The 23965-nt window shown below is 45.5% G+C and carries 19 protein-coding genes; 11 read left to right on the plus strand and 8 right to left on the minus strand.

Features of this window, described 5'->3' with window-relative positions:
- Positions 1-331: 331 nt before the first annotated feature.
- The 3 genes from ACYQ4O_RS11815 to ACYQ4O_RS11825 form a co-directional block, all read right to left on the minus strand.
- The gene (locus ACYQ4O_RS11815) at positions 332-1384 is read right to left on the minus strand and encodes a type II asparaginase (protein WP_308514081.1); all 1053 of its coding nucleotides are present in this window, start codon (positions 1382-1384) and stop codon (positions 332-334) included.
- 175 nt (positions 1385-1559) lie between these two features.
- On the minus strand, positions 1560-2177 hold the full coding sequence (locus ACYQ4O_RS11820; RefSeq protein WP_460175734.1) for a LysE/ArgO family amino acid transporter: 618 nt from the start codon (positions 2175-2177) through the stop codon (positions 1560-1562).
- A 310-nt stretch (positions 2178-2487) separates the two neighbouring features.
- Positions 2488-3555 (minus strand): porin, encoded by a 1068-nt coding sequence (locus ACYQ4O_RS11825; protein WP_460175735.1) that lies wholly within the window; start codon positions 3553-3555, stop codon positions 2488-2490.
- A gap of 408 nt (positions 3556-3963) precedes the next feature.
- On the opposite strand from ACYQ4O_RS11825, the gene ACYQ4O_RS11830 reads away from it, so the two are divergent.
- From ACYQ4O_RS11830 to yihA, 4 genes are all read left to right on the plus strand, one after another.
- Complete coding sequence (locus ACYQ4O_RS11830) at positions 3964-4548, plus strand: rubrerythrin family protein (protein WP_460175736.1); 585 nt, start codon at positions 3964-3966, stop codon at positions 4546-4548.
- 146 nt (positions 4549-4694) lie between these two features.
- Positions 4695-5735, plus strand: a complete 1041-nt coding sequence (locus tag ACYQ4O_RS11835) for a GMP reductase (RefSeq protein ID WP_066594972.1) — start codon at positions 4695-4697, stop codon at positions 5733-5735.
- Between the two features lie 21 nt (positions 5736-5756).
- Positions 5757-6884 (plus strand): polyphosphate kinase 2, encoded by a 1128-nt coding sequence (gene ppk2 / locus ACYQ4O_RS11840; protein WP_460175737.1) that lies wholly within the window; start codon positions 5757-5759, stop codon positions 6882-6884.
- A 12-nt stretch (positions 6885-6896) separates the two neighbouring features.
- Positions 6897-7538, plus strand: a complete 642-nt coding sequence (gene yihA, locus ACYQ4O_RS11845; RefSeq protein ID WP_460175738.1) for a ribosome biogenesis GTP-binding protein YihA/YsxC — start codon at positions 6897-6899, stop codon at positions 7536-7538.
- A gap of 272 nt (positions 7539-7810) precedes the next feature.
- On the opposite strand, the gene ACYQ4O_RS11850 is transcribed toward yihA, so the two are convergent.
- On the minus strand, positions 7811-9406 hold the full coding sequence (locus tag ACYQ4O_RS11850; protein ID WP_460175739.1) for an AAA family ATPase: 1596 nt from the start codon (positions 9404-9406) through the stop codon (positions 7811-7813).
- A 516-nt stretch (positions 9407-9922) separates the two neighbouring features.
- On the opposite strand from ACYQ4O_RS11850, the gene hemB reads away from it, so the two are divergent.
- The gene (hemB, locus tag ACYQ4O_RS11855; RefSeq protein WP_066594985.1) at positions 9923-10933 is read left to right on the plus strand and encodes a porphobilinogen synthase; all 1011 of its coding nucleotides are present in this window, start codon (positions 9923-9925) and stop codon (positions 10931-10933) included.
- 154 nt (positions 10934-11087) lie between these two features.
- Here hemB and ACYQ4O_RS11860 read toward each other — a convergent pair whose 3' ends face one another.
- The 3 genes from ACYQ4O_RS11860 to ACYQ4O_RS11870 are packed head-to-tail and all read right to left on the minus strand — an operon-like array spanning position 11088 to position 14972.
- Entirely contained in the window at positions 11088-11717 is a 630-nt protein-coding gene (locus ACYQ4O_RS11860) for a response regulator transcription factor (protein ID WP_460175740.1), read from the minus strand.
- A complete protein-coding gene (locus ACYQ4O_RS11865) occupies positions 11698-13509 on the minus strand; it encodes a sensor histidine kinase (RefSeq protein ID WP_460175741.1) in 1812 nt (603 codons plus the stop codon). Before ACYQ4O_RS11865 ends, ACYQ4O_RS11860 begins: the two co-directional genes overlap by 20 nt.
- Complete coding sequence (locus tag ACYQ4O_RS11870; protein ID WP_460175742.1) at positions 13506-14972, minus strand: FAD-dependent oxidoreductase; 1467 nt, start codon at positions 14970-14972, stop codon at positions 13506-13508. The genes ACYQ4O_RS11865 and ACYQ4O_RS11870 overlap by 4 nt, the downstream gene beginning before the upstream one ends.
- A 189-nt stretch (positions 14973-15161) precedes the next feature.
- On the opposite strand from ACYQ4O_RS11870, the gene ACYQ4O_RS11875 reads away from it, so the two are divergent.
- The 5 genes from ACYQ4O_RS11875 (at position 15162) to ACYQ4O_RS11895 (ending at position 21429) form a co-directional block, all read left to right on the plus strand.
- Complete coding sequence (locus ACYQ4O_RS11875; protein WP_460175743.1) at positions 15162-16757, plus strand: FAD-dependent oxidoreductase; 1596 nt, start codon at positions 15162-15164, stop codon at positions 16755-16757.
- Positions 16758-16821: 64 nt separating this feature from the next.
- Positions 16822-17154: a cytochrome c3 family protein gene (locus tag ACYQ4O_RS11880; protein WP_277036380.1), complete on the plus strand. Its 333-nt coding sequence runs from the start codon at positions 16822-16824 to the stop codon at positions 17152-17154.
- A 71-nt stretch (positions 17155-17225) separates the two neighbouring features.
- On the plus strand, positions 17226-19001 hold the full coding sequence (locus ACYQ4O_RS11885) for a flavocytochrome c (protein WP_460175744.1): 1776 nt from the start codon (positions 17226-17228) through the stop codon (positions 18999-19001).
- Between the two features lie 93 nt (positions 19002-19094).
- Positions 19095-20888, plus strand: coding sequence for an ATP-binding protein (locus ACYQ4O_RS11890; RefSeq protein ID WP_460175745.1), 1794 nt, complete (start codon positions 19095-19097; stop codon positions 20886-20888).
- Positions 20881-21429, plus strand: coding sequence for a response regulator transcription factor (locus tag ACYQ4O_RS11895; protein WP_460175746.1), 549 nt, complete (start codon positions 20881-20883; stop codon positions 21427-21429). Before ACYQ4O_RS11890 ends, ACYQ4O_RS11895 begins: the two co-directional genes overlap by 8 nt.
- Before the next feature lie 162 nt (positions 21430-21591).
- Here the strand turns inward: ACYQ4O_RS11895 and ACYQ4O_RS11900 are convergent, their stop codons facing one another.
- Positions 21592-23175 carry an FAD-dependent oxidoreductase gene (locus ACYQ4O_RS11900; protein WP_460175747.1) on the minus strand — a complete coding sequence of 528 codons (1584 nt, stop codon included), beginning with the start codon at positions 23173-23175 and terminating at the stop codon, positions 21592-21594.
- A 232-nt stretch (positions 23176-23407) separates the two neighbouring features.
- On the opposite strand from ACYQ4O_RS11900, the gene ACYQ4O_RS11905 reads away from it, so the two are divergent.
- Positions 23408-23965, plus strand: a 558-nt coding sequence (locus ACYQ4O_RS11905) for a hypothetical protein (protein WP_460175748.1), incomplete at its 3' end; no start/stop codon positions are given.

A 23965-nucleotide genomic window follows, 5' to 3' on the forward strand; every position in this document is an offset into this window, starting at 1 on the left:
ATTAATTTAAAAAAGTTCAGACTTTTCCAAAATAAGTTTTAGAAAAGTTTAACTTGTTTCGCTCATCAAGCCTTGATTAATCGTTCTTTTGTTCTGTATGGGCGCCTCTAAGTGCCTCTTCCTTTTTGGTTACAAGGGTAAAGGGGAGTGTTTTATTAACCTGTGGTGCACCTTCTCAGGAGTTAACAGTCCAGATAGAAGGATTCGAGAAAAGAAAAACCGGCAGATCATTTCTACGAATTTTCTGCCGGTATTTTCATTGTCATCTTACTTTAATTGACTACCGCGACTTCGGAGTCGAAAGCCAGATTCCTTTGGCAAAGCAGCCAAATTAGTATTCATCAAACATACGTTGAATTTCTTTAGGATCGCTGGTCTTTGTCAAAGCCAATTGAAGAAGCAAGCGAGCCTTTTGAGGATTCAAAGTATCGGATTCCAAGAATCCAGCGTCTTTCCACTTAGCAAGAGAAACTGTTGTTGGGCCGTTTGGAACACGAGCGCTTCTAACAACAACGACGCCGTTTTTGACAGCATCTTTCAAACCTGCTTCTGTCGGATCAGCAATGGAGCCATTCCCTGTTCCAGCGTGAATGATGCCTTTGGCACCGGCTTTAACAGCAGCATCTGCCATTACGCGGTCAGCATCAACGTGGGAATAAATGATGTCTACGCGCGGCAGAGTTTCTAAGTTGGAAACGTCAAATTCGCTGTTGGTGGTGTGGCGTTTAGTGGACTGCTTGTAGAAGCGGACTTTTCCGGCTCCGATGTAGCCCAGAGCTCCGAGTTCAGGAGACTTGAAGGTTGCAACGTTAGTTGTATTAGTCTTGGTGACGTCTCTGGCGCCGTTGATGACGTCGTTCATAACAATCATGACGCCTTTGCCTTTGGCTTCCGGAGAAGTGGCAACCTTAACGGCATTCAAAAGATTCATTGGACCGTCTGCTGAGATTGCAGTAGCTGGTCTCATAGCGCCAACTAGAACAACCGGTTTGTCGCTCTTGGTTAGAAGATTAAGGAAGTAGGCTGTTTCTTCCAATGTATCGGTGCCGTGTGTGATGACGATGCCGGATACAGAAGGGTCCTTAAGGAGTTCGTTGACACGTTTAGCAAGCTTCAACAATGTCGGTGTGTTCATGTTGTTGGAGGAAATCTTAACGATTTGTTCTCCGGTCACATTAGCAATATCTTTGACTGCTGGGACAGCGTCAATCAAAGTTTGAATAGCCAAATCTCCGGCTTTGTAGCCGGTTACCTGTGTGGCGGAAGCGGCTGTGCCGGCAATAGTACCGCCAGTGGCAAGAATTTTCACATTCGGGAGGTCGGCTGCGAATGCAAAAGAAGCGGAGCAAACAGCAAGAGCTGCGATTATTGATTTAATTTTCATATAGTAAGTTCTCCTTTCGTTGGGATCGTTATCCCGATAAAGATCCTAGCTCACTACTCAGAAAATGGGAAGGTTTTTCAAAGTAAAGGACCCTAGTTTTCAGGGTAAGTTTGGTCATGAAGGAAGCGGGATTATCAAAGAATAAAAATCGAGGTAAGAGCCAAAGTCTCTGTCTTTATTGGTCTAACATCAGTGTTCCTGCGATGAAAAACATAACAACGGCTATTAACAGGTCCAAAACTTTCCAAGCGATTGGACGCCTGAAAATTGGTCTTAGCAGTCTTGCTCCGTATCCAAGGCTATAGAACCAAAGAAAACTTCCCAAACAGGCTCCCATGCTGAAGAAATATTTGCCGGGGTCACCGTAGGCAGATGCAATGCTGCCGAGCAAAATCATGGTGTCAAGGTAAACATGAGGATTGAGGAACGTGAAGCCTAAACAGGTAAGAAGAACCTTGGAGAGACTAGGCAACGAAACAGTATTTCCTGCGACTAAGGAGCCGGAAGACTTAAAAAAACTCTTCAAGGACAGCAGACCGTAAATAAACAGGAATGCCGCGCCGCCATAGCGGAAAATGTCGAGGAAGATAGGGAACTTTTGAACAATGGCGCCGATACCGAAAACACCGCACCAAATCAGCAGGAAATCGCCTAGAAAACAGATTGTGCACACCGGAAAGACGTATTTCTTGTGCAGTCCGATTTTCAACACATAAGCATTTTGTGCACCAATAGCAATGATCAATGACAAACCGGTCAACAGACCTGAAATCAATACTGAGAAATCAAGCATGGCACAACAAAGAAAAATAAAAGCTAAAAACGACAAAAATATATGTTTTTCAGAAGATTCCCAGTGAGATTATCGTCTTTAACGACGGATCATCGTCTCTTGTTGGAAAGCGACTGATATTGAATATTATGTTAAAAAAATTCTTCTCTCTGAATGGAGGAAGACTTTTAGAGAAGAAGGTTTGGAGCAGAGTGCTTTGAATGTCAAATAATTAAGACTAAATACTATGAAAGAAAAATACGACCTATATGTCCTTTCTCTGATAGAGACTATACAGGTCGTAATCGAAATTAAAAGGATTCAAAACTCATTAGAAGTCATGAACCATGCCGAAGGCAATCTGGTATCCATTTAGGTTAGTCGTTTTCAAGCTGGTTCCCTTCCCCCAGCCTTTACCTCCGTCAACATATCCCGCGAATCCATAAACTTTTGTTCGCTTAGAAAATGGATACTCATACCCAGCACCGATATTCCAGAGATTTGCTTTTTTCTCTTTTTGGATAAGGGCACCTTTTCCATCCACCTTTCTCGTGATGTATTTGAAGCCTAATTTTGCAGTACCCGCGCCGATTTTAATTTGGGTTCCGACTTGGGCGGTATGCTGTTTGTAGCGATTCTCTCCCCATTGATATTGATAAATTGCCATGGGACGAATTTGTCCAATTTGCCAATATCCTCCGATAGTCAGATGATAGAGCGGATTGTGCTTAATACCAGTTTCATTTTTGTAGTCCATAGCTTCAAAGATAACGCTCCCGCTAGCTTCTTTGCTGCGGTAGAGAGCTCCTAAGCCATAATAGTGATTGTTTTTTGACCACTTGTTTTCGGAGTCGTCCGTGTTAGTGCCATTTGAATACATTGCATGGAGGGAAACATTTCCAAAAGACGGTGTACTGTATGCAACCGCATTGTCGACACGGCTAAAATGAAGAGAGGTAGTTCCAGAGGCCCATCCGCTGGCACCATGAGTGACCCCGAATACTGCGCCTCTTAAGATACCCGTGGATTGGGCGAATCCCAGAGTTCCTAAACGGCCAAACGTTACACGTCCAAAACTGCCGTCGAGATAGAGAGAGGATTCTCTATTGAATGCTTGATTGGTTCCTCCTTCTGCTCCGTCATCGATAGTAAATCCCTGTTCCAGAATAAAGCCGACTTTATAACCGTTGCCGAGATCTTCAACTCCTTTTATTCCCCATCGTGATCCAGCTGTAAAACCAGACTTAAGTTGGACAGTGGCAGGCCCATGACGAGTTTTGCCAGTTAACACGCTTGCATCAATTTTCCCATACATATCTACTTGGGAAGCTTGTGCACCAAAAGAAGTGATTAAGCCGGTACAAAATAAAGCAACGGCGACGGACCTAAATTTCAACATTTTTTTCCTTGGACGTAAATGAACATAGATAGTTAGAAGACGGGATTGTCTTCATTAAACTCAGCTGAAATTTTTATATCTTCGAAGAATCCTGCCCTCAGTTTGCTTTGTTTTTCTTTGGGTGTTTTGTTGAGTTCAAAAAACTTTTAGAAATGCTTAGCTAACTCCGAGAAGGTGTTTTTTATTCTATATATGTAACTTCTTAATACAAAAGCGAAGTTCGCAAAGGTTCTTTGTCATTTGATCAAAAGCTTCATCTAAGTAGTTTTGTTAAATCTAGGAAAAACTTGGCGGGAGGAACCTACTTATTTTGGTGGTGATTTGTTCAGATAGGGAAAACACGGTCTTATCATGGACAGACCAAACGGCGAAATACCCGCGTTGTTTAAGTATTTGAGGAGTGAAAAAATGGCTGATGTAAAAAGCATCAAGGGAACCCAGACAGAAAAAAATTTGGCTATCTCATATTTGAATGAAGCCCAGTCCTATGCTCGTTATACATACTATGCAAATCAGGCAAACAAAGAACTGTATTTCCCAATCGGCGTAGTCTTTAACGTTACGGCTGCTAATGAACTTCGCCACGGCAAAATCTTCTTAGGTTTCCTGCAGGGCGGCTCCGTTATCGCACCTACACCGGTAGATGCGCTTCCTCCAAGCGGAACTATTGAAAATCTGAAGATTTCTATTTCCGAAGAACAGAATGAAGGCGTAGACGCTTACATCAAGTACGCACAGATCGCTGAACAGGAAGGATTTACCGATATCGCCTCTAAGTTCAGAGCCATTGCACAGATTGAACAGGAACATTTGAACCGCTTCCGCCGTCTGCTCCAGCAAGTCGAAACCGGCACAGTTTGGAAGAGAGAAAAACCAATTCTTTGGCAATGCTTAGTTTGCGGCTACCAAGTCGAAGCTTTGGAACCTCCAAAAGTTTGCCCGGCTTGCTCACACCCATATCAACACTACATGGCAACAGATATTCTTCTGTAATTTTGCAAGTAGGTTAAGAGGTGAAAAGGATCGTCTGTCGGCGGTCCTTTCTTTTTGACACTCTTTTTAGGCGTTTTCATATGACAAACCAGCATTTATATGAAAGAATCCAGCAAAGTGTCTGCTAAATAACGGAGAACTTGTAAATGCATATTGATAATGAAATCAAGCTAGACTTCAAAGATGTATTGATCAGACCTAAGAGATCGACACTTTCCAGCCGCTCTAGCGTTGACCTAGTCAGACCTTTTAAATTCCTTCACTCAAAAACAGAATACGCAGGTATTCCAATCATTGCTGCCAACATGGATACGACCGGAACTTTTTCCATGGCCGAAGCCTTAGGCAAGCATCAATTGTCCGTAGCGCTTCATAAACACTATGACGCTAAGGACTATGTTGAATTTTTCAGCAAACTTACCAACAAGAGCACCGCTTTCTACTCTTTAGGCATCGGTTCGGCCGATATGAAGAAGTTCGAAGAAGTGATGAAGGCTGCTCCCGATGCAATTAAATATGTCTGCATCGACGTTGCTAACGGTTATACGGAGACTTTTGTTTCCTTTGTCAGCTCCTTCAGAAAGAGCTTCCCAAACATGGTCATTATGGCCGGTAACGTCGTTACAGGAGATATGACGGAAGAATTGCTCTTAGCCGGTGCTGATATTGTTAAGGTCGGTATCGGTCCAGGTTCCGTCTGCACAACCAGAAAGATGACAGGCGTTGGTTATCCTCAGCTCTCTGCTACGATTGAGTGCGCCGACGCAGCTCATGGCTTAGGCGGACTGATTTGTGCTGACGGCGGCTGCACAAGACCGGGTGACATTGCAAAAGCATTCGGGGCCGGCGCAGACTTTGTTATGCTCGGCGGTATGTTTGCCGGCCACGATGAAAGCGGCGGTGAAGTTTTAGAGAAAGACGGCAAGAAATACAGAGCTTTCTACGGCATGAGCAGTAAATCTGCTATGGATAAGTATGCCGGCGGAGTCGCTCACTACCGTGCCGCAGAAGGCAAGACCGTTCTGCTTGAAGACAGAGGCCCTGTCGAAGGAACTATTCAAGACATTCTCGGCGGCGTTCGCTCCGCATGTACTTATGTTGGTGCAAGACGTCTGAAAGAGCTTACAAAGAGAACCACGTTCGTTCGTGTAACTCAGCAGCTCAACGAAGTTTTCGGGAAGTCATAAAACTCAATTTTGGAGAAGACAGTGACGGAACAATTGAAGCAAGAGGAACAAACCGGTTTAGAAGAGCTGGACACTAAGCTTTTTGATCTCAGTTCACTCGAGCCGGCTTCTAAGTATCTGAAGACTGCTGTCAAAGCGTTAAACGGAAAATCCCCCGAGGAAGTGACGGAGATTGTTCTTTCTCATTTAACGGCTGACGGGAAGCAGCGTCTACTAGAAGACTTAGTCACCGACAAAGTCTTAAAGGAAGACAAGAAAGCCTCTCCAACCGAAGAAATGGATGAAAGAAATCCTGACACGTCTCCTTCGGCCTATCCGTATATTCATGGCTACAATCCGGACCTTTACAAGAAGCAGCTATATCAGCTTCAGATTGAATTGCTGAAACTGCAGAAGTGGGTTAAGGAAAACAACAAGAAAGTTCTGATTCTTTTTGAAGGCCGAGACGCCGCCGGAAAGGGAGGAACCATTCTTCGTTTTACCGAGAGCCTGAATCCCCGCGGAGCCAGAGTTGTGGCTCTGCCGAAACCTACGGCGGAACAGCAAGGTCAATGGTACTTCCAACGCTATTCGTCTCAACTGCCTTCTCCGGGCGAACTCGTTTTCTTTGACAGATCTTGGTACAACCGTGCCGTAGTAGAGCCGGTCATGGGTTTCTGTACGGAAGAGCAAACAAAGCAGTTTTTGCAGGAAGTTCCTTATTTCGAAAAGAGCATTATCAATAGCGGGACGATTCTGATTAAGTTCTGGCTTTCTGTTTCTAGAAAAGAACAAAAGAGAAGATTTAAGCAGCGCCGCACGGATCCGCTGAAGAGGTGGAAACTTTCTCCTGTTGATTTGGCTTCATTAGACAAGTGGGATGAGTACAGCGAAGCGATTCATAATATGTTCGTAGCTAGCGATAATTTCTATGCTCCTTGGCTGGTTATCCGCAGCGACGACAAGATGAGAGCACGTCTCAATGCCATCCGTTATGTATTGAAGACCATAGACTATGCTGAAAAAGATCCTAAGGCCATTGGACAAATCGATCCGTTAATCTTGTATCCTGCGGGTTCTTGTCTTGGCGAAACTAACGACAAGCTTGACATGCCTAGGGAAGATAAGAAGGAAAAGTCCGAAAAGCACAAGGACAAAAAGAAAAAATAAAGAAGGACAAAGATGAGTTCATTATTTGATTCTGCAAAATTTGTGATGTCCGTAGCCGACATTGAAGGTTTGCCGGACTCTGAACTTCCGGAGATTGCCTTTGCGGGCCGTTCAAACGCAGGGAAATCAACCACGATCAACTGTATTTGCCGCCAGTCCCGTTTGGCGTTTTCCTCTAAGACTCCGGGCCGTACTCAGCTTCTGAATTTCTTTGAGCTTTCTGTAAAAGGAGAAAAGCCTAGAGAAAGAATTCCAAAAGGCTATTTGGTTGATTTACCCGGTTACGGCTTTGCTAAAGCCGCACCTGAGACCAGAAAGACTTGGGAAAACTTAGTCGGCGGCTATGTTGTCGGAAGAGAGCAGCTCAAAGGCATTGTCATCGTGATGGATGCCAGAAGACCTTTTATGCCGGCTGATGAATTTTTGCTCGACTTTCTGCTTCCTCGAGAAGATCTGGCGATCCACTTTCTTTTGAATAAGTCCGATCAGCTTAAGACCACTGAAAAGAGAGCTGCCATGGAGATGGCTCGCAAGAGAGCAGCCGAGCTTGGCGGCAACATCACATATCAGCTGTTTTCTGGCCTCAAGAAGGAAGGAATTCAGGAGTTGCAGGATGTGCTAACCGGTTGGCTTGGGTTGCCGAAAGGTTCCTAAATATACTTATAGACAATTTAGAGCGGACAGAAGTCCGCTTTAATTTTGCCTCAACCAAGGTTGAGCTTGGAGGGTTAAAAACTATTCATGAAATTGTTGGGAAATCTTGTATGAGAGCGACGGGGTAGAAAAGCTTGTGGTTCTGACGATGATCAAGTTTTACTAACTTCATAAAAACGGAGAGACTAAGACTTAAATGTGGAACCCTTCCTATTTCTTCGAGCCTAAATAGTCGTCTACACTGGGACCAAAGCGGCCAGTCATTTGTGACCTCAACACTGCTTCCAACGAACAAATTCTCGTCTGTCTAGGCTATAAACCAAAGCTACACGAATTTTTTCAGAATCGAAAACTTGCTCTCCATACCTTCTTTCTTCAATCTGACGTACAGCTTCTTCTAGTTTGATTTCTAAATCTTCAGTTTTGCGAGAGACTTTGAATTCAAGGATCCAGTGCCTTTTTCCGGCTCTTACTTCTAAATCACTTCGGCCATGAGCATGGTGTCGTTCTACAATGGGTTCTAACCCAGCACCAGCAAAATAGATCTGGACGAAAGCGCGGACTGAAGATTCGTCTTTGACTGGATAACGGTGGTAATCGATGGAGAGGAACAATCGATTAAGAATATGGAATAAAGATTCTGCGCTTTCCTCTGATAAAACCTTGACGATGGGACCTGCACCAACTTGGCCTGCCACACGTCCATCCAACAGTTGTTCGAGGTAGAGTTGGGCAATTGCCGTTCTGACTTCTTTGTTTGGATAGCCAACAAAAACGGTGGTTCCATATTCCACAGCCTTGATCGTGAGATAGCCTGTCTGAGTCAGCAACGCTACGTCTGACAAGGCACTCGGCTCAGTAGAGTCGGTTAGGGCATTCAGCGGCAAAGATTTCCCTTTCCCATATTCTTCAGGATTTCTCAACGAGTGAGATTGTAAATATTTCAGAAGAACGCTCGGTCTCCCTCCACTTTCAAACCAATAGTCTTTGAAGCCTCGGATAGGGGAAGAAAAAAACTTTAGCAGTGACCAAGGAGAAAAGACTTTTTGCTTAGCGGTTTCTTCAAAACAGAAGCCGTCGTAGTGATCCACTAATTCTTCAACTAATTGGAGCTTATCCTTTTGAAGAACTTGAGAAGCGCTCTCAAGATAGGCTCCGAAATATTCCTCAACTTCTTCATGTGTATAACCGAGAAGTGCTCCGTATTCGGGAGAAAGTGAGATGTCTGATAAGTTGTTAAGTTCAGAAAAGATGCTGGTTTTATTGAATTTTGTTATTCCGGTAATGAACAAGAATCTCAGAGCTTCATCATTTGTCTTAAGAACTGCATAGAATCCGGCTAACTTTCGGCGCACAGATTCGAATTTCTCCGGGTTATCTAAACATGCGGTGAGAGGCGAGTCATACTCATCGATCAAAATTACAAGCCGATTTACCGGTTGTGTTTGCAGCCAATCGGATAATTGATCCGTTACTGAAAAAACACTGTTTTCTTGATATGAGAAGCCCGCAGGCCGGAATTTCCGAGCGAGCAATGAGGTTAGTTTTAGAGTAAACTCAGCAGCCTCTCCAAAGTCTCGCGTCTCTGAAAAGTCAAGCCTAACGACGGTATATTTTTTGTCGTCTTGCCATTTCTTTTCAATTGCCAAACCTTTGAAATCTCTGATTCCATTTTTAAATAGCGACTCGAATGTTGAAACGAGCAAAGATTTACCAAATCTTCTAGGACGTGCTAAGAAAAACTTGGCTCTCACCGAGGCGAGTTTGTAAATATATTCGCTTTTGTCAACGTATATCTGGCCGGCATCTCGTAAAGCCAAGAATGAAGAAGTTCCTAAAGGTAATCTTTTGAGCAAATTCTCTTCCATTTCCAAGTCCCTATCGTTCCTACGTCATTATAAGATTTACTTATAACCAATATTTCCTATTAACCGAGGAACATCCAACATGGGAAAGAAAGGTTGGAACAATTGGAAAAAGACTTCGCATCAATCTATTCTCAGAGAGTTGGAGGAACTTGAGTGAGCTGGTGGCCGCTAACGTTGGTATCTTTATTGTACTAATAGCATCTCTTCCGGAAAGCGACGTTTAAAAGCTGAGCATGCTCTCAAGCTGTACGATGGACGATCACAAAAAGGAATGTACGCAGAACAAGCAGATCGAAAGACTAAAGAAAATTAGGCTTTGACCGATTTCAAAACTTTTCTTCTTCGGCGAAGAGCTTAAGAATGAACGTTATCTTTTTTCGGGAAGTGTTCTTAAAAGCCATATGTAAGGCTGTTTAAGGAGATCTCGGTGTAGACGTTGCTTTTTACCTTAATAAATTCTTCAAAAAAATTGACTATCATTAAAAAGTTGATCATTGACTCTTACCGTTAAAGAAAATGCAAACTTTAGGAAAATACCCATCCGTAAGAATGAGAAGAATGAGACATGATGATTTCTCCCGCAGATTGATGCGTGAAAATCGTTTGAGTCCCGATGATTTAATCTACCCGGTATTCGTTGTCGAAGGCGAAAACAGAAGAGTTCAAGTTCCTTCTATGCCCGGCGTAGAAAGACTTTCTTTGGATTTGTTGACTAAGAAAGCTGAAGAATGCGTCAAACTTGGAATTCCTGTAATGGCTCTATTCCCATCTATTGACGACTCTCTTAAGACTCCGGACGGCAGTGAAGCTGCTAACCCGAACGGATTGATTCCTCGCGTTGTTCGTTCTCTCAAGAAAGATTTTCCTGAGCTTGGAATCATGACTGACGTAGCTCTTGATCCATATACTACCCATGGGCAAGACGGCTTGATCGATGAAACCGGCTACATTCTCAACGACGAAACAATTGAGATGCTAGTTAAACAAATGCTCACTCATGCAGAAGCCGGCGCCGACATCGTTGCTCCGTCCGATATGATGGACGGTCGCATCGGCATCATCCGTGATGCTCTTGAAAGTAGAGGTCTGATCCACACTAAGATCATGGCTTATTCTGCCAAGTATGCTTCTTGTTACTACGGTCCGTTCCGCGATGCCGTTGGTTCCAGCTCTAACTTAGGTAAGAGCAATAAGGCCGTATATCAGCAAGATCCTGCTAATTCCAACGAAGCTTTGTGGGAAGTTGGTCTTGACTTGGCCGAGGGTGCTGACATGGTGATGGTTAAACCAGGTTTGCCATATTTGGACGTTCTTTGGCGTGTTAAACAAGAGTTCATGGCTCCGACATTCGCCTATCAAGTCAGCGGGGAATACGCCATGATGAAAGCCGCCTTCCAGAACGGATGGCTTGATGAAAAGAAGACTGTTTTAGAATCCCTCTTGTGCTTCAAGAGAGCAGGTGCCGATGGCATTTTGACTTACTTTGCTGTCGAAGCCGCAAGATGGCTCGCTGAAGACAGACTGTAAAACAATTCTGTTTCCAATTCTCTACCCGCTCAGTGCTAGTTCCCGAGCGGGTTTAGTTTTTAGAGCTTTTTCTGAAAAGAATTCTGTCTAGTGTGATAGTTGCTTTTAATTAGATTTGACTCTTGATTTTTACCTAAAGTTCGGAGTCGATTTGCTACGAATTCACGGCAGCTTCTAATTCTTCCTTTATTAGGAAGAATTTATCTTTCAATTGCTCAGCTGAGTTCACGCCTAGCTTGCGATAAGCTGCCGCTCTGTGGTTTTCTACAGTTCTCGGAGAAAGATTCAGCCGCTCGGCAATGCTCTTATTGGAGATATCCTGGAAAATTAAGCCGATAATCTGTTTTTCCCGTTCGGTAAGTTTCTCGGCAAGCAAGAGTAAATCTTGAGGATTGTAGAGGTTACCCATTCTCAACTGGTCTAATTTGAGGGCTTCTTGCACTATCTCTAAGAATTTGTCGGCGTTGACCGGTTTTTGAAGGAAGTCCAACGCTCCTTTCTTGACGGCTCCCACCGCAATATCAATGTCTCCGTGGCCGGATAGAAAGATAATCGGATGAGGGTATTTGCGTTCAATCAGAATATTCTGAAGTTCAAGTCCGCTCATGCCCGACATGCGGATGTCAAGAATGATGCAGCCCGGCACCGAGGCTGCGTCACCGGCTAAAAAAGCTTCCGCACTTTCGTAAAGTTCACTCTCATATCCCTCGGACATGAGCAAATATTCCAGACCATTTCTAACGGAAGGATCGTCTTCTACTACTCTAATTATTGTTTTGGGCATTTTGTTCTTCCTGTTGATTATTCTTTGAAGTAATGAGCGGCAGGAGAATCGTCACCTTTAAGCCGCCTTGTTCACTCTTTGAGAATCGAATCTCTCCGCTGTGAGCTTGGACAAGCGTACGAATGATGGATAGGCCGAGACCCATCCCTTCCGCTTTTGTCGAATCGCCAATGAGAGAGATTTCTTTAATTTTTTCTTCTGATAATGCCGGACCTTTGTCCCAAATTTCAATCTGAACATAAGGTCCAACGTTGGAGACTTCCATCCAGGCGACTGCACTCTTAAGATGAGACTGGGCTTGAGCCGCATTGCGAAGTAAATTGGTGAAGATAAGTTCTAACTCAAACTCTTCACCGCGAATCACATGGTCGCCGCCGTGATCCATGAAATGGACAGGCATGTCTCCGACGCTGGTGGTTTGAAAGTCTGCAATGGACCGCCGAAGAATTTCTTTTAAATCCTGCTGATTTTGTCGGGAGGATTTGTTCTTAGCGTAGTTTCTGACTTGCTCGACAATAGCGCTTGCCCGTTCGGCTTCAGCTTCTATTCCTTCAATACCTTTATCAATAAAAGCCTTCGCTTTTTCCGGATTTTTAAGGAAGCGGCGTAAGCCGTTGGCATAACAGTTAATTGCGTTCAGAGGCTGTCTGAGTTCATGGGCAAAAAGACTCGACATCTGGCCGATAACCGAAATTTTTTGAAGTTTCTCATAACGTCGGTTAGCTAGATTGGCTTCTTTATGGAGAAGTTTCTGCTGTTCCAATGCTTTTGATAGTTCTTCAGTTCTTTTGCGGACGATAAACTCGCTTCGAATACTGTGAAGAATCAGCAGCAGGATGAAGGCCGCAGCAGCGGCAAACCATTTCCAGTAAGCCTTGGCGAACTCGGTAATGGTTTGAGAAAAGTCTTTTTGCCAAGGTCCGTTTCTAAGATTCTGAAGAATTCTGTCGATTGCACTGAAGTCGGTCGCTACTCCCCAGGTCATACCGTCCGTCTCATCCATACTGAGCAAAGCGGTTGTAATGGTCTTCGATTCATAGGGAGACAGGCTGGGCATCGAAATGACAGTGATGCCGGGGAAAGGCGCTGCAGAATGCATACAGGACAAGGACTCGTCCTGTCTGGGAAGAAGTATGCGGAGCCAACCTGTATCGTCTGCCGTCTGTTGACTGTAGCGTTCCAAAGAACAAGCGGGGACTACCGCTAAATCAGCTTTTCCTTCTTTTAGCGTACGAAGCACATCACTGATGTTGGCCGGTACATAGATGATGTCTTTAAAAAAATTATCGGGCTTGACTTTGAGCTGCTCGGCAATCGTGCTTAATAAGGACGCAAGCCCGGAAAGTCCGAATTCTTTACTCGTCACAACCGTCTTCCCTTGCATTTCCTGCAGGGTAGTGGCTTTCGTTCTTTCTCCATCGACTAGGAAGACACTCGATTCAGCGCGGTTGGTATTGGTTGAGTTCTCATGATCAAGAGAGGCGATATCACGGGCACCCTGAAGAATATAAGTTCGGGCAAAGCTGCTCGGAGCAATGACTAAGTCCAGCCGGTTTTCTTTAATTTCTTTGGCGAGCTCTTCGTCATTTAAAAACATGACCCGCAGCGAGTAGCGGGAAGTCAATGCACCTTGCAAGTCGGAAATGGTTTTAATTAGAAAATCTTCATAGTCACTGAAGGTTCCGGAGGTGGAAATGCCGATCTGGACGACTCTTGAGTTGACATTCGACAGCGCAGTCATCGAATAAACGCTGAATACAACCGCAAAGACCAGGAGGAGAAGTTTTTTCATTCCTTGACCTCCCGCAAAGCTTGAGCGGTCGAGAGTCCGGCTATTCTTCCGAAGCTGAAGGCTGAGGCCAAGGGTACGCCCATCGCTGCGGCTGCCCCATGCACACCTCCCGTGACTTCTCCCGCAGCCCAAAGACCGGGGATTGGTTTTCCGGATTTGTTTAGGACTTGAGCATCTGCGTTGATTTTTAGTCCCCCGTAGGTCCCGAGAAGAGCCGGTTTAACCGGAATCACATAGAAAGGCGGTTTGACGATTGGGGCCAGTCTTGCCTTTCCCGTAAGGTCCTTTCGGTAAAAGTCAGGATCTTTTCCGAGTTTGGTGATAGCCTCGTTATACATGTCGACCGTGTCTTTGAGTCCTACCGGATCGATGTGAGCATTCTGAGCTACCTCCTCTACGGTCTTTCCGGAAAAGACGGGTAAATTGCCGATTTTGCCCGTACCCCAAAACTCTTTGAGAGGGCCCGAGGCGTTAGCTAGTCGGGAAACCGTTTTACGAATCTCGTCATCAAAAACCAGATAACTCTTTGCTTCATGCTGCTGAATGACTTTTCGTGCGATTTCTTTGTAGGGGGCAGATTCGCTGACAAAACGAGCGCAGTCATCATTGACAATAACCGGACCGTAGTAATACGCGAAAGTCATGTCTTGATAGGAGGAAGGATTGTCAGTGAAGGCATAAGAGGCTTTAATGTGTTCGAGATCAGCGGTAGCCGCTCCGACCCTAATCCCCATTTTTAATCCGTCCCCTGTCAAGCCGGGAGGCGCGATGGTTGCTACATTCTGCAAACCTTCTTGCACCGAACCCAAGAGGGACTTGTTTCTTGAAAATCCTCCGGAACACAAAACAACGCCCAGAGAGGCAAAGGCTTTTCTGTCGGCTCCCGCTCTAGTAAAGACAACTCCTTTTATTCCGCCTGTCACCTCATCTTGGATAAGGTCTTTAACGGGACATCCGGTCCAAATTTTGACGCCGAGAGACAAGGCTTTTTTACGCAGAAAAAAGATGACTTCAGGCATATCGAATTTATGAATTCTTCGCACACCTTTTTCTGCAAAAAACGCGGCGGGACGGATGCCGTTGTGTTCAAACCAAGCCATTTGTTTCCTGCCGGCAGGAAGCATGGCTTCGAGCAGACTTTCATCGTTTTTGCCCAAGCCTTCGGACTTCAGGTAGAGCACGGCATCATGGTCGGAGTCTTGAACGCCTCGACTGGTTTGAGAAGCCGTGCCGGTGGCAAACCATGTTCCTCTTGCAATAAGGGAGGATCCTCCGATAACCGGATTTTTCTCTAGGACAAGGATATTTTTAACGCCGTTTTCTGCAGCAATACAAGCGCAAGTGAGCCCTGCTGCACCGGCCCCCACGATGATGAGCTGAAAATGATCCATAGGAGATGAAGCCCAGCAGAGCGGGCTTAGAGCCGTCAGAGCGGCGGTTCCGATCAGTTCTCTTCTTCTCATTTTTAAGCTTGGGATTCGTATGAGTCCAATTTAACCGCTTTCCTTTTTCTGTCAAACCATGGTTTTTACTTAGACATTAAAAAAATCTGAAGAAAGTTTGATCAAGGTCAAACTACCTAGGTAATGACTTTGGAAAAATGAGCACATCCGAAAGGAACAACGATTAACCAACCACCAAGGAAAAACAAAATGTCAAAGCTGATTTCCAAGAGAAGTTTTCTTAAAGGTTTCGCCGCTGCAGCCGCCGGTGCCGCTGCTGCTCCGTTAGTTCATGCAAAACCAGGTGACCCTCTTCCTCAGAAATGGGACCGCGAAGCTGATGTCGTTATTTTAGGTTACGGCGGTGCAGGTGCTTCTGCTGCCATCACAGCCAAAGACGCAGGCGCTGATGTCGTTATCTTCGAAAAGTGCCCGCAGGGCGGCGGCAACACAGCCGTTTCCTCCGGCGGCATGATGATCCCTAACAACAGAGAACGTGCCATCGAATACTTGAGAAAGACATACGATTTTGCCAACAGCGAAAAAGATGACGAACTCTTGACAGCTTTCGTTGACGAAGCCATGAAGTCCAAAGACTTCCTCCTTTCCTTGGCTCCGGATCAGAAGGTTTACATCTACGGTCACGCCGGTTTCCAGAGCATCCCTGAATCCGATGCTATCGACAAATGGCGTTTCCGCACTCCGAAAGGACAGAAGACACGCGGCGGCGATATGCTCTTCAATAACTACCGCTACGCTGTTGAAACCGTCAGAAAGATTCCTGTTGTTTACAACGCACGCGGTCTTGAATTGATCACCAGAAACGACGAAGTTCTCGGTGCTTGGATTGAAATCGACGGTAAGAAAGAAGCTGTTAAGGCTAAGAAGGCAGTTGTTCTTGCTACAGGCGGCTACGAATTCGATGACAAGATGCTCTCTAACCACACAATGGGTCAGAAGTTCCATCGTTTAGGCCACCCGGGCAACACCGGTGACGGCGTCCGCATGGCTCAGGCTGCCGGTGCAGACCTCTGGCACATGAATGCTCTTTCCTGCCCATTGGGACTTGTTGTTCCGGGCTTGAAGACAGCTCTCCAGATCAACATGCTTGCTCCTTCTCACATCTATGTTGACCAAGACGGCAAACGCTTCGTTAACGAAAAGATGGACAACCACACCTGCATTTACGGTGTTAACCTTCTTGACGCTGTTAAGCATCGTTATCCGAGAATTCCTTGCTTCGTTATCTTCGATGAAGAAGCCCGCAAACGCGGCCCGATCATCGGCGGTGCAACTTCCGGCTACGCTTTGAACCGTGAAGACTACAAGTGGAGTAAGGACAACAGTGCTGAAATCGAAAAAGGCGTTATCGTCAGCGCTCCGACAATCGAAGAATTGGCTAAGAAGATCAACGTTCCTGCTGAAAACCTTGTTGAAACCGTCAAGAGATGGAATGAACAGATTACAGCCGGTGCCGATAAAGACTTCGGACGTCCTCTTGAAAAGAAAGGCAAAGTTGCTTTCGAAGGCCGTGAAGCTCCGATCATTTCTCGTCCAATCGGTGAAGGTCCATACTACGCAGCTGAACTCTACCCAGCCATCCTGAACACTCAGGGCGGCCCGAAGAGAAACAAGCTCGGTCAGGTTCTTGATCCGTTCGGCAACCCGATTCCACGTTTGTACAGCGCCGGTGAATTAGGTTCTATGTGGGGCCACATCTACCAGGGTGCTACCAATAACTCCGAAGCATGCGTATTCGGAAGAATTGCAGGCCGCACAGCTGCCGGCGAAAAAAACTGGCAATAAGCTCCTCAATAAATTCCTCTAACTAACAAGTGCCGCGCAAGCGGCACTCCTCCCGAGATTTATCATGTTAAAGACCGTTGTTTCCATCTTAGTTTTAGCTTTATCGGCTACGACTTCTTTTGCAGCTGATAAGATGCTCGCCGATCGCCACATGGAAAGAGGCGGAAAGTGCGAAGCATGCCATACCACAATGCCTCCGAAAGCGGTAGCCACTCAGCAGTGCTTGGTTTGCCACGGAAGCTATGAAAAAGTCGCAGCCCGTACCGACAAGAATGACATCAATCCGCACGACTCACACATTGAAAATCCGGATTGCACAAGTTGTCACCGCGGTCACAAGAAACCAGTTCTCTTGTGCGACGAATGCCACGAATTCAGAGAACTTAAGGTTCCTTAATTAGACACCGGAGAGGGCCGGAAAACTAATAAACCCTCATTACCACTTAACTTCAAATCAAAGGTTTTGTTATGAAACAGTTAACATTGGCCGTTTTAGCTGCCTTTGCAATTGCAGGTACATGCTCTGCAGCCGTCAAAGACGGTACATACACAAAGACTGTCACCGGGCACAATGCACCGATTACCGTGACCGTTGATATCAAAGGCGGCAAAATTGCTTCCATCGCAACTAAAGATCTGGAAAGCCCGGGCGTCGGTAAAGTTGCCATCAAGAAACTCGAAGACAGCGTTATCAAGAACCAGTCTACAAACATTGATATCGTTTCCGGTGCTTCCGTAACAAGCTTCCAGCTTCTCGGCGCCATTAAAGACTGCTTGAAGCAAGCAGGCGCTGAAAAGGGCGATTTCAACAAGCGCATTACAGACGCTAACAAGGCTCCCGTCACAGAACGTGCTGACGTCGTTATCGTCGGAGGCGGCGGAGCAGGTTTAGCCAGCGCGGTTTCTGCTTTGGAACACGGTGCTAAGGTTATCATTATCGAAAAACTCGGCTTCTTGGGCGGTTCCACTAACGTCTGCGGCGGCGCTTTGAACGCCTCCGGAACAAAGTATCAGAAAGCTTTGGGAATCGAAGACAATCCTCAGAAGCATTTCGAACAAACTATGAAGGGCGGCCACAACGTCAGCGACCCGAAACTGGTTAAAGTTCTTGCTGACAATGCACCTTCTGCTCTCTTGTGGCTTGAAGGCATGGGATTGAAGTTCAATCCTAAAGTCGGTGCAGCTACCGGTGCTCTTTATCAAAGAAGCCACTATCCAAATCCGGCCGGCGGTAACACCTATGTCGTCACATTGGAAAAACAATTGGCTAAGTACGGTCCTGATAGAGTCAAAGTATTCTTGGAAACTCCGGCTACCGAACTCATCATGAAAGACGGCAGAGTTGTCGGTGTTAAGGCCAAACACAAAGGTCAAGACGTCACAGCTATGGCTGATAAGGGCGTTATCGTTACCACAGGCGGTTTCGGTTCCAACGTTGAATTCCGTCAGAAAGTCAACACAGGTGTTTGGAAAGAAGCTGACCTCGGTAAAGAAATCGGCTGCTCTAACATTGGCGTTGCTGCTCAGGGTCAAGGTCTTCAGTTAGCAGAAAAAGCCGGTGCAGAATTGATTGGCTTGTCTGATATTCAGGTTCACCCGAACGGATCTCCGGGAACCGGCTTGATGCTTGACATCAAGACCTCCGGCAGAAACCGTCTCTTCATCAATACCAACGGGGACCGTTTCGTTAACGAAGGTGCAGCCAGAGACGTATTGTCTAAAGCCGTATTTGCACAGCCTGGTTCTACATACTGGTTGGTGCAGAACAAGCTCAGATATCCGGACGAAAACGCTATTGACTTGTTAAGCGGACGCACCATGAGAGACATGCTTGCTCAGGGCCGCGTCAAGAAAGCAGCAAATCTTGATGAATTAGCCAAGATCATCAACGTTGATCCGGCAAGATTGAAAGCAGCTATCGAGTCTTACAACCAAGTTGCACGCCACGAAGTTGAACAAGATAAATTCGGCTTCAAAGCAACTCATACTGATGACAGACCAATGGTTGAAGGACCATGGTATGTTGCCAGAAAAGTTCCGACCATCCACCACACCATGGGTGGGATCCACATTGACACAGGAGCTCACGCTGTCAATGCTAAGGGTGAAGTCATTCCGGGACTCTATGCTGCCGGTGAAGTCACGGGCGGTATTCACGGTGCAAACCGTTTAGGCGGTAATGCTGTAGCTGATTTGATGGTATTCGGAAGAATTGCCGGAGCAAACGCAGCTCAAGCAAAGTAGTAAGTTTGGGTTTTTATTTTAGTTCTCCTTGATATTTAGGCTCTGGTCATTCGATCAGGGCCCTTTTTTTAGGCGTTGGCACGAGAGGAAGAAATGAAGAAAATCATTAATGGATTTTTGACGGTTTTCTTGATTTTTGCCTGTCAAATCGTGCTGGCAGAGCCTTTCAAGATTTACGGAGCTGACTTTACCGGCGATGAAAAAGGTTCCGAGTTTTACGAGAAGACAATCGCCGCGATTCAGAAGGCAGTCTACCCGAGAGAGGTCTCGACTTATTCGACGGATTGGAGAGGCCTTGATCACGCGATTTCGCATAAAGAGGCTGATCTCGTGATTGCCGGAGCGGCTGCTTACCGCAGAAATATTCATTCAGGGCTCCGAGATTTGTTGACCTCTACTGCGCCGTTAAGTCCCGATCCTGATCATGTGATGGGTTCCGTGATTTACGTCCTGGCGCAAGATGACCGAATATTTTCTTTGAAAGATTTAAAAGGCAAGATTCTCGGTACGAATAAGCAGGGAGCTTACCGGGGAGAGTTGACGGTTCTCAAAGAGCTTTATGACCAGGGATACGATCCATATCATTTTTTCAGCAAGACGTTATATCTCGGAGATGATGTCAAGGCTCGTTTGAAAGCATTGGAAGAAGGCCGAGTGGATGCTATTGTGCTCAATGCTTGCTTTGCAGAAAATAAAAGAGCAAAAGGCGAGCCTGATCCGACAGAACACTTGCGTGTAATCAACGAAAAGAGAAATCCATACAGTGCGTGCGTGACAAGCACACCTTTGTATCCGGGCTTCAGTATTTTGATTCCGCCGCATCTGGACGTGACAACGGTCAACAAGATCTACACGGAACTTGAAAAGGCGAATAAAACGATGCCTAAAGGCTACGAATGGAAAATAGCCAGTGACTTCACGTTGATTGATAATCTATACAGAGATTTGAAGATTGGTCCTTTTGCCCATTTGAATTCTCAGACGATTCAAGAATTTTTTGAGAAATACAAAAACTATTTCTTCATTGGTCTGTTGGCGGTACTTTTCTATACTTACCACAGCATCCGAATCACTTTCTTGGTTCGCAGACGTACACAGCAGCTGCAGAATTCTTTTGACCGGGAAAGGCAGCTCAAAGACAGAATACAAACGATTGACGGAAAATATCAGGCGTTCAAGAGCAAACAGGAAGTCTCTCAGCTTTGTTCCGCGGTAGCTCACGATATGTCCCAGCCCCTGTCGTCGATTTTGCTTTTTGCAGATACGCTAAAACAGATGCTTTATAAAAAAGAAAAAGATTTATCAGCCGACTTCTCTAAAGAACTCGGGGCCCTTTCTAAGATAGGGATGCGGGCGGAGAAGCTGAATAGTATCGTTCAGCTCGTCAGAGAGTTTGCTAAAGGAGAAACGGTTCTGGAGCACAAGAGCCTTAACAAAGTTATCGGCAGCACAATAGCCGACTTCTTTGCTTTGTATTCCGTAGACCAAACAATTTTGACTTATCAATTGCTGAAAAAAGATTTGGAAGTCTATTGCTCCTCGGACCAGCTGGAGTTGGCAGTAATGAATCTGCTGAAAAACAGTCTCAGAGCAGCCCAATCAGGATTAACGACGCATATCTTTTTAACTTTGGAAGAGAAAGACAATCGGGCGGTACTGAAGATTTGGGACACGGGTCCGAAAATATCAGAGGAAACTTTAGAAGCCATTCGAGAAAAAACAAGAGGCCGGACCACGATTCAAAAAGGCGGCTTGGGCTTAGGACTAGGCATTGTGAAGTCGATTGTTTCGCTTCATTCAGGAACCATATCTTTTGAAATCAGTCCGTTGGGAGGTCTGGTAGTGGTAGTTGAGTTGCCGTTAAGTAAGGTGAATGGAGATGAGTAATTCTTTTGCAAAAGAAGACTGTCTAATTCGTATTCTTGATGATGACCAAGAACTTTTAGAAGCTTTGGAATTTGCCTTAACAAATAAAGGCTGGGCGTGTGAATGCTATTCGGATGCGGAGACGTTTTTTAAAGAGCTGAATCCTCAGCAGCCGGGATGTTTGCTGCTGGATATTCAGATGCCGCAAATGGACGGGTTGGAAGTGCAAAGGAAACTGGAAAAGCTCGGTAATGGCCTGACGATTATTTTCATGAGCAATTACGGAACCCTGGACACTGCAGTGAAGGCATTCCGCGGCGGGGCTTTTGATTTTTTCAAGAAGCCTATTGTTCCCGATGAACTGTTTGCAGCGATAGAGCGAGGCGTCTGTAAGGACCGAGCCAGATTAGAAGCAAAATTTGAGAGATCTCCGGCTGGAAAATTGGAAAAACTCACGGATAGAGAAAGACAAGTAGCCGGCGATTTGGCTCAAGGATTGCCGTCGTCGCTGATTTCGGAGCATTTGGGAATTAGTGAAAGAACGCTGGAAAGGCACCGTTAGAATATCTTAAAAAAATTTGATGTCCTCACTCTTCAGGAGTTCAGAGAAGAGTACGGCAGAATCAAAAAACAATCTTAATCAGGCACAAATGAATACGCGGATACGAGAACTGACTTCTCGTATCCGCGACACCAGGAAAAACTAGATTTCTCTAGTCAATCATTACTTCAACGGAGTTTCCTGGGCGACGTTCGCACCAGCGATGCGGCCGAATACCATAGATTCTGCGTTGTTGCAGGCACCTTGGTAGATCGGACCCCACATAGAACCAAGTTCACCGGCTACGTAAAGACGCGGAATCGGATTGCCGAAAGCATCCAAAACCTGGCCCTTAACGTTTTTTCTCGGACCGCCCTGGGTATTGACCAATGTTGGATAGAGTTCAACAGCGTAGAAAGGACCGTTTTCGATTGGAGCAGAAATTTCAGGACCATCGAAGGTGTAAGAGCCTTTTCCCTTGGCGCGGATTGGACGACCGAATTCGGTGTCTTTGCCGGCTTTGACGTCTGTATTCCATTTTTCGACAGTCTTCTCTAACTGACCTTCAGGAAGGTTGAGCGTCTTGCCCAATTCTGCGATGGAGTTGGCTTTCTTAAGAAGACCCATTTCAACTTCTTTGCTGAGATCTTTGGACCAACGATGCCCTTCTCTGTTAATAGCGTAGCCGGAACCTAAGCTGGAGCCCATTGGTCCTTTGTCAGCTGTGGCCTGGTCGAAAATGAGGTAGCAAGGAATTCTCGGATAGCAATGACGGACTGCATCCAAGTGAGAGGCAACGTACATCTGGCAGTGGCCGTCAACTTTTTCACTGCTGAAGCGTTTGCCGTCTTGGTCAACCCAGATATAACCGGCGCCTTTCGGAGAAATAGAAACGCTTGTCTTATAGCCAGGATAACGAACGCCGAGGAATGCAGAATAAGCGTTCATATGCCAGAGTTTTGCTCCCATGGACTGTGCCAAACGGAGGCCATCACCGGTGTTGCCCGGATTACCGATAGCGCCGATTCCATAACCCATTGTGTAGTTCTGGAGAGATTCCGGATCGAACTCGTATCCGCCGGTTGCAAGAACAACACCTTTCTTAGCCTTGATATTTTGTTTTTGGCCGTTCTTCTGAACTTCAACGCCAACTACTTCGTCACCGTCTCTGATGATGGCCACGACAGGAGTGGAGAGCATGGTGCGGATGCCGCGTTTTTCCACAGCGCCTTTTAAGAGATCGAAGAGGCAGTCACCGCTTCCTTTTTTAGGACCGCCTTTTTGACCGCGAATACGATATCTCTTGATGGTGTCGGCACCCTCGAGGTTTTTGAAGCCGGCGTAACCGTAAACGAACATGCCGACATTATCACCAAGTCCGGTGAGCCAATCGCGGAGTTCGCCGGTTCCCTTGCAGAATGCATCGAGAAGCTGTTCATCCATTTCAGCGTGGCAGTACTGATAGCTTCCGGCCAGATACTTACGAGCCTGATTGATGTCATCAGGAATCATGAAGCCGCCTGCAGAAACGGCTGTGTTGCCGCCGGGAGAGTCCATTTTTTCGATGATAAGTACATTGCTGCCGGCATCATGAGCTGTAATAGCAGCGGATGCGCCGGCTCCGCCGAACCCGATTACGACTACGTCTGCTTCATCATCCCATTTTGTATCCGGAGTCAAAGCTTTGGCAGAAGCAGAGGCTACGGAACCGATTGCGAAAGCAGAAGCAACAGATCCTTTGAGGAATTGTCTTTTGGTGATATTCATGTGAAATACTCCAAAGATTGAGAAGTTGTTTTTATAAAAAGATTTGATTGAGAGACAAAAAAATCTATCTCTGGAGAAGAGTCTAGGAATAAAACTACGCGCGTAGTGGAAGTTTTCGCCGAAATATCACCCTCAAACATGAAAGATTATAACGAGCGATTTTGTTAAGCATAACTGCACAAAATCCAATTTTAATACTTCGACTTCGTGGCTCGTCCTAGATTCTATTGAAATGAATATAAAAAACAAAATAGACAAGATAGGTGTTCCGTTAAAGGATTGGGATATTCAAATTAACTACGGGATAAAGACTGGTTGTAACGAAGCTTTTATTATCAACAACGAAAAAAGAGAAGAAATTCTTTTAAATTGCTTGACAGAAGAAGAGAGAAAAATTACAGCTGAAATAATTCGACCTATTCTTCGAGGCCGAGATATTCAACGATTCGACTTCCATTGGGCCGGACTTTACCTCATTGCTACATTTCCTTCCAGGCATTATGACATTAATCATCTTCCGGCACTAAAAGCTCACCTTCTATCCTTTGGTATTGAGAAATTAGAGCAGACGGGGTGTGAACATCTTGTAAAGGGGAAGAAGATTAAGGCTAGAAAAAAAACTAACAACAAATGGTTTGAAACGCAAGATAGTATCAGTTATTGGGAGGATTTTTTAAAACCAAAAATTGTCTGGCCACGTCTGATGAGGATATCTAAAACCCAGGATAATACCTTTCCTCGATTCGCATATGTTGAGAAAGAAATGTTTACGGTTGACAGCTTATGTTTT

It is taken from the genome of Turicimonas sp. TL08, assembly GCF_054660695.1.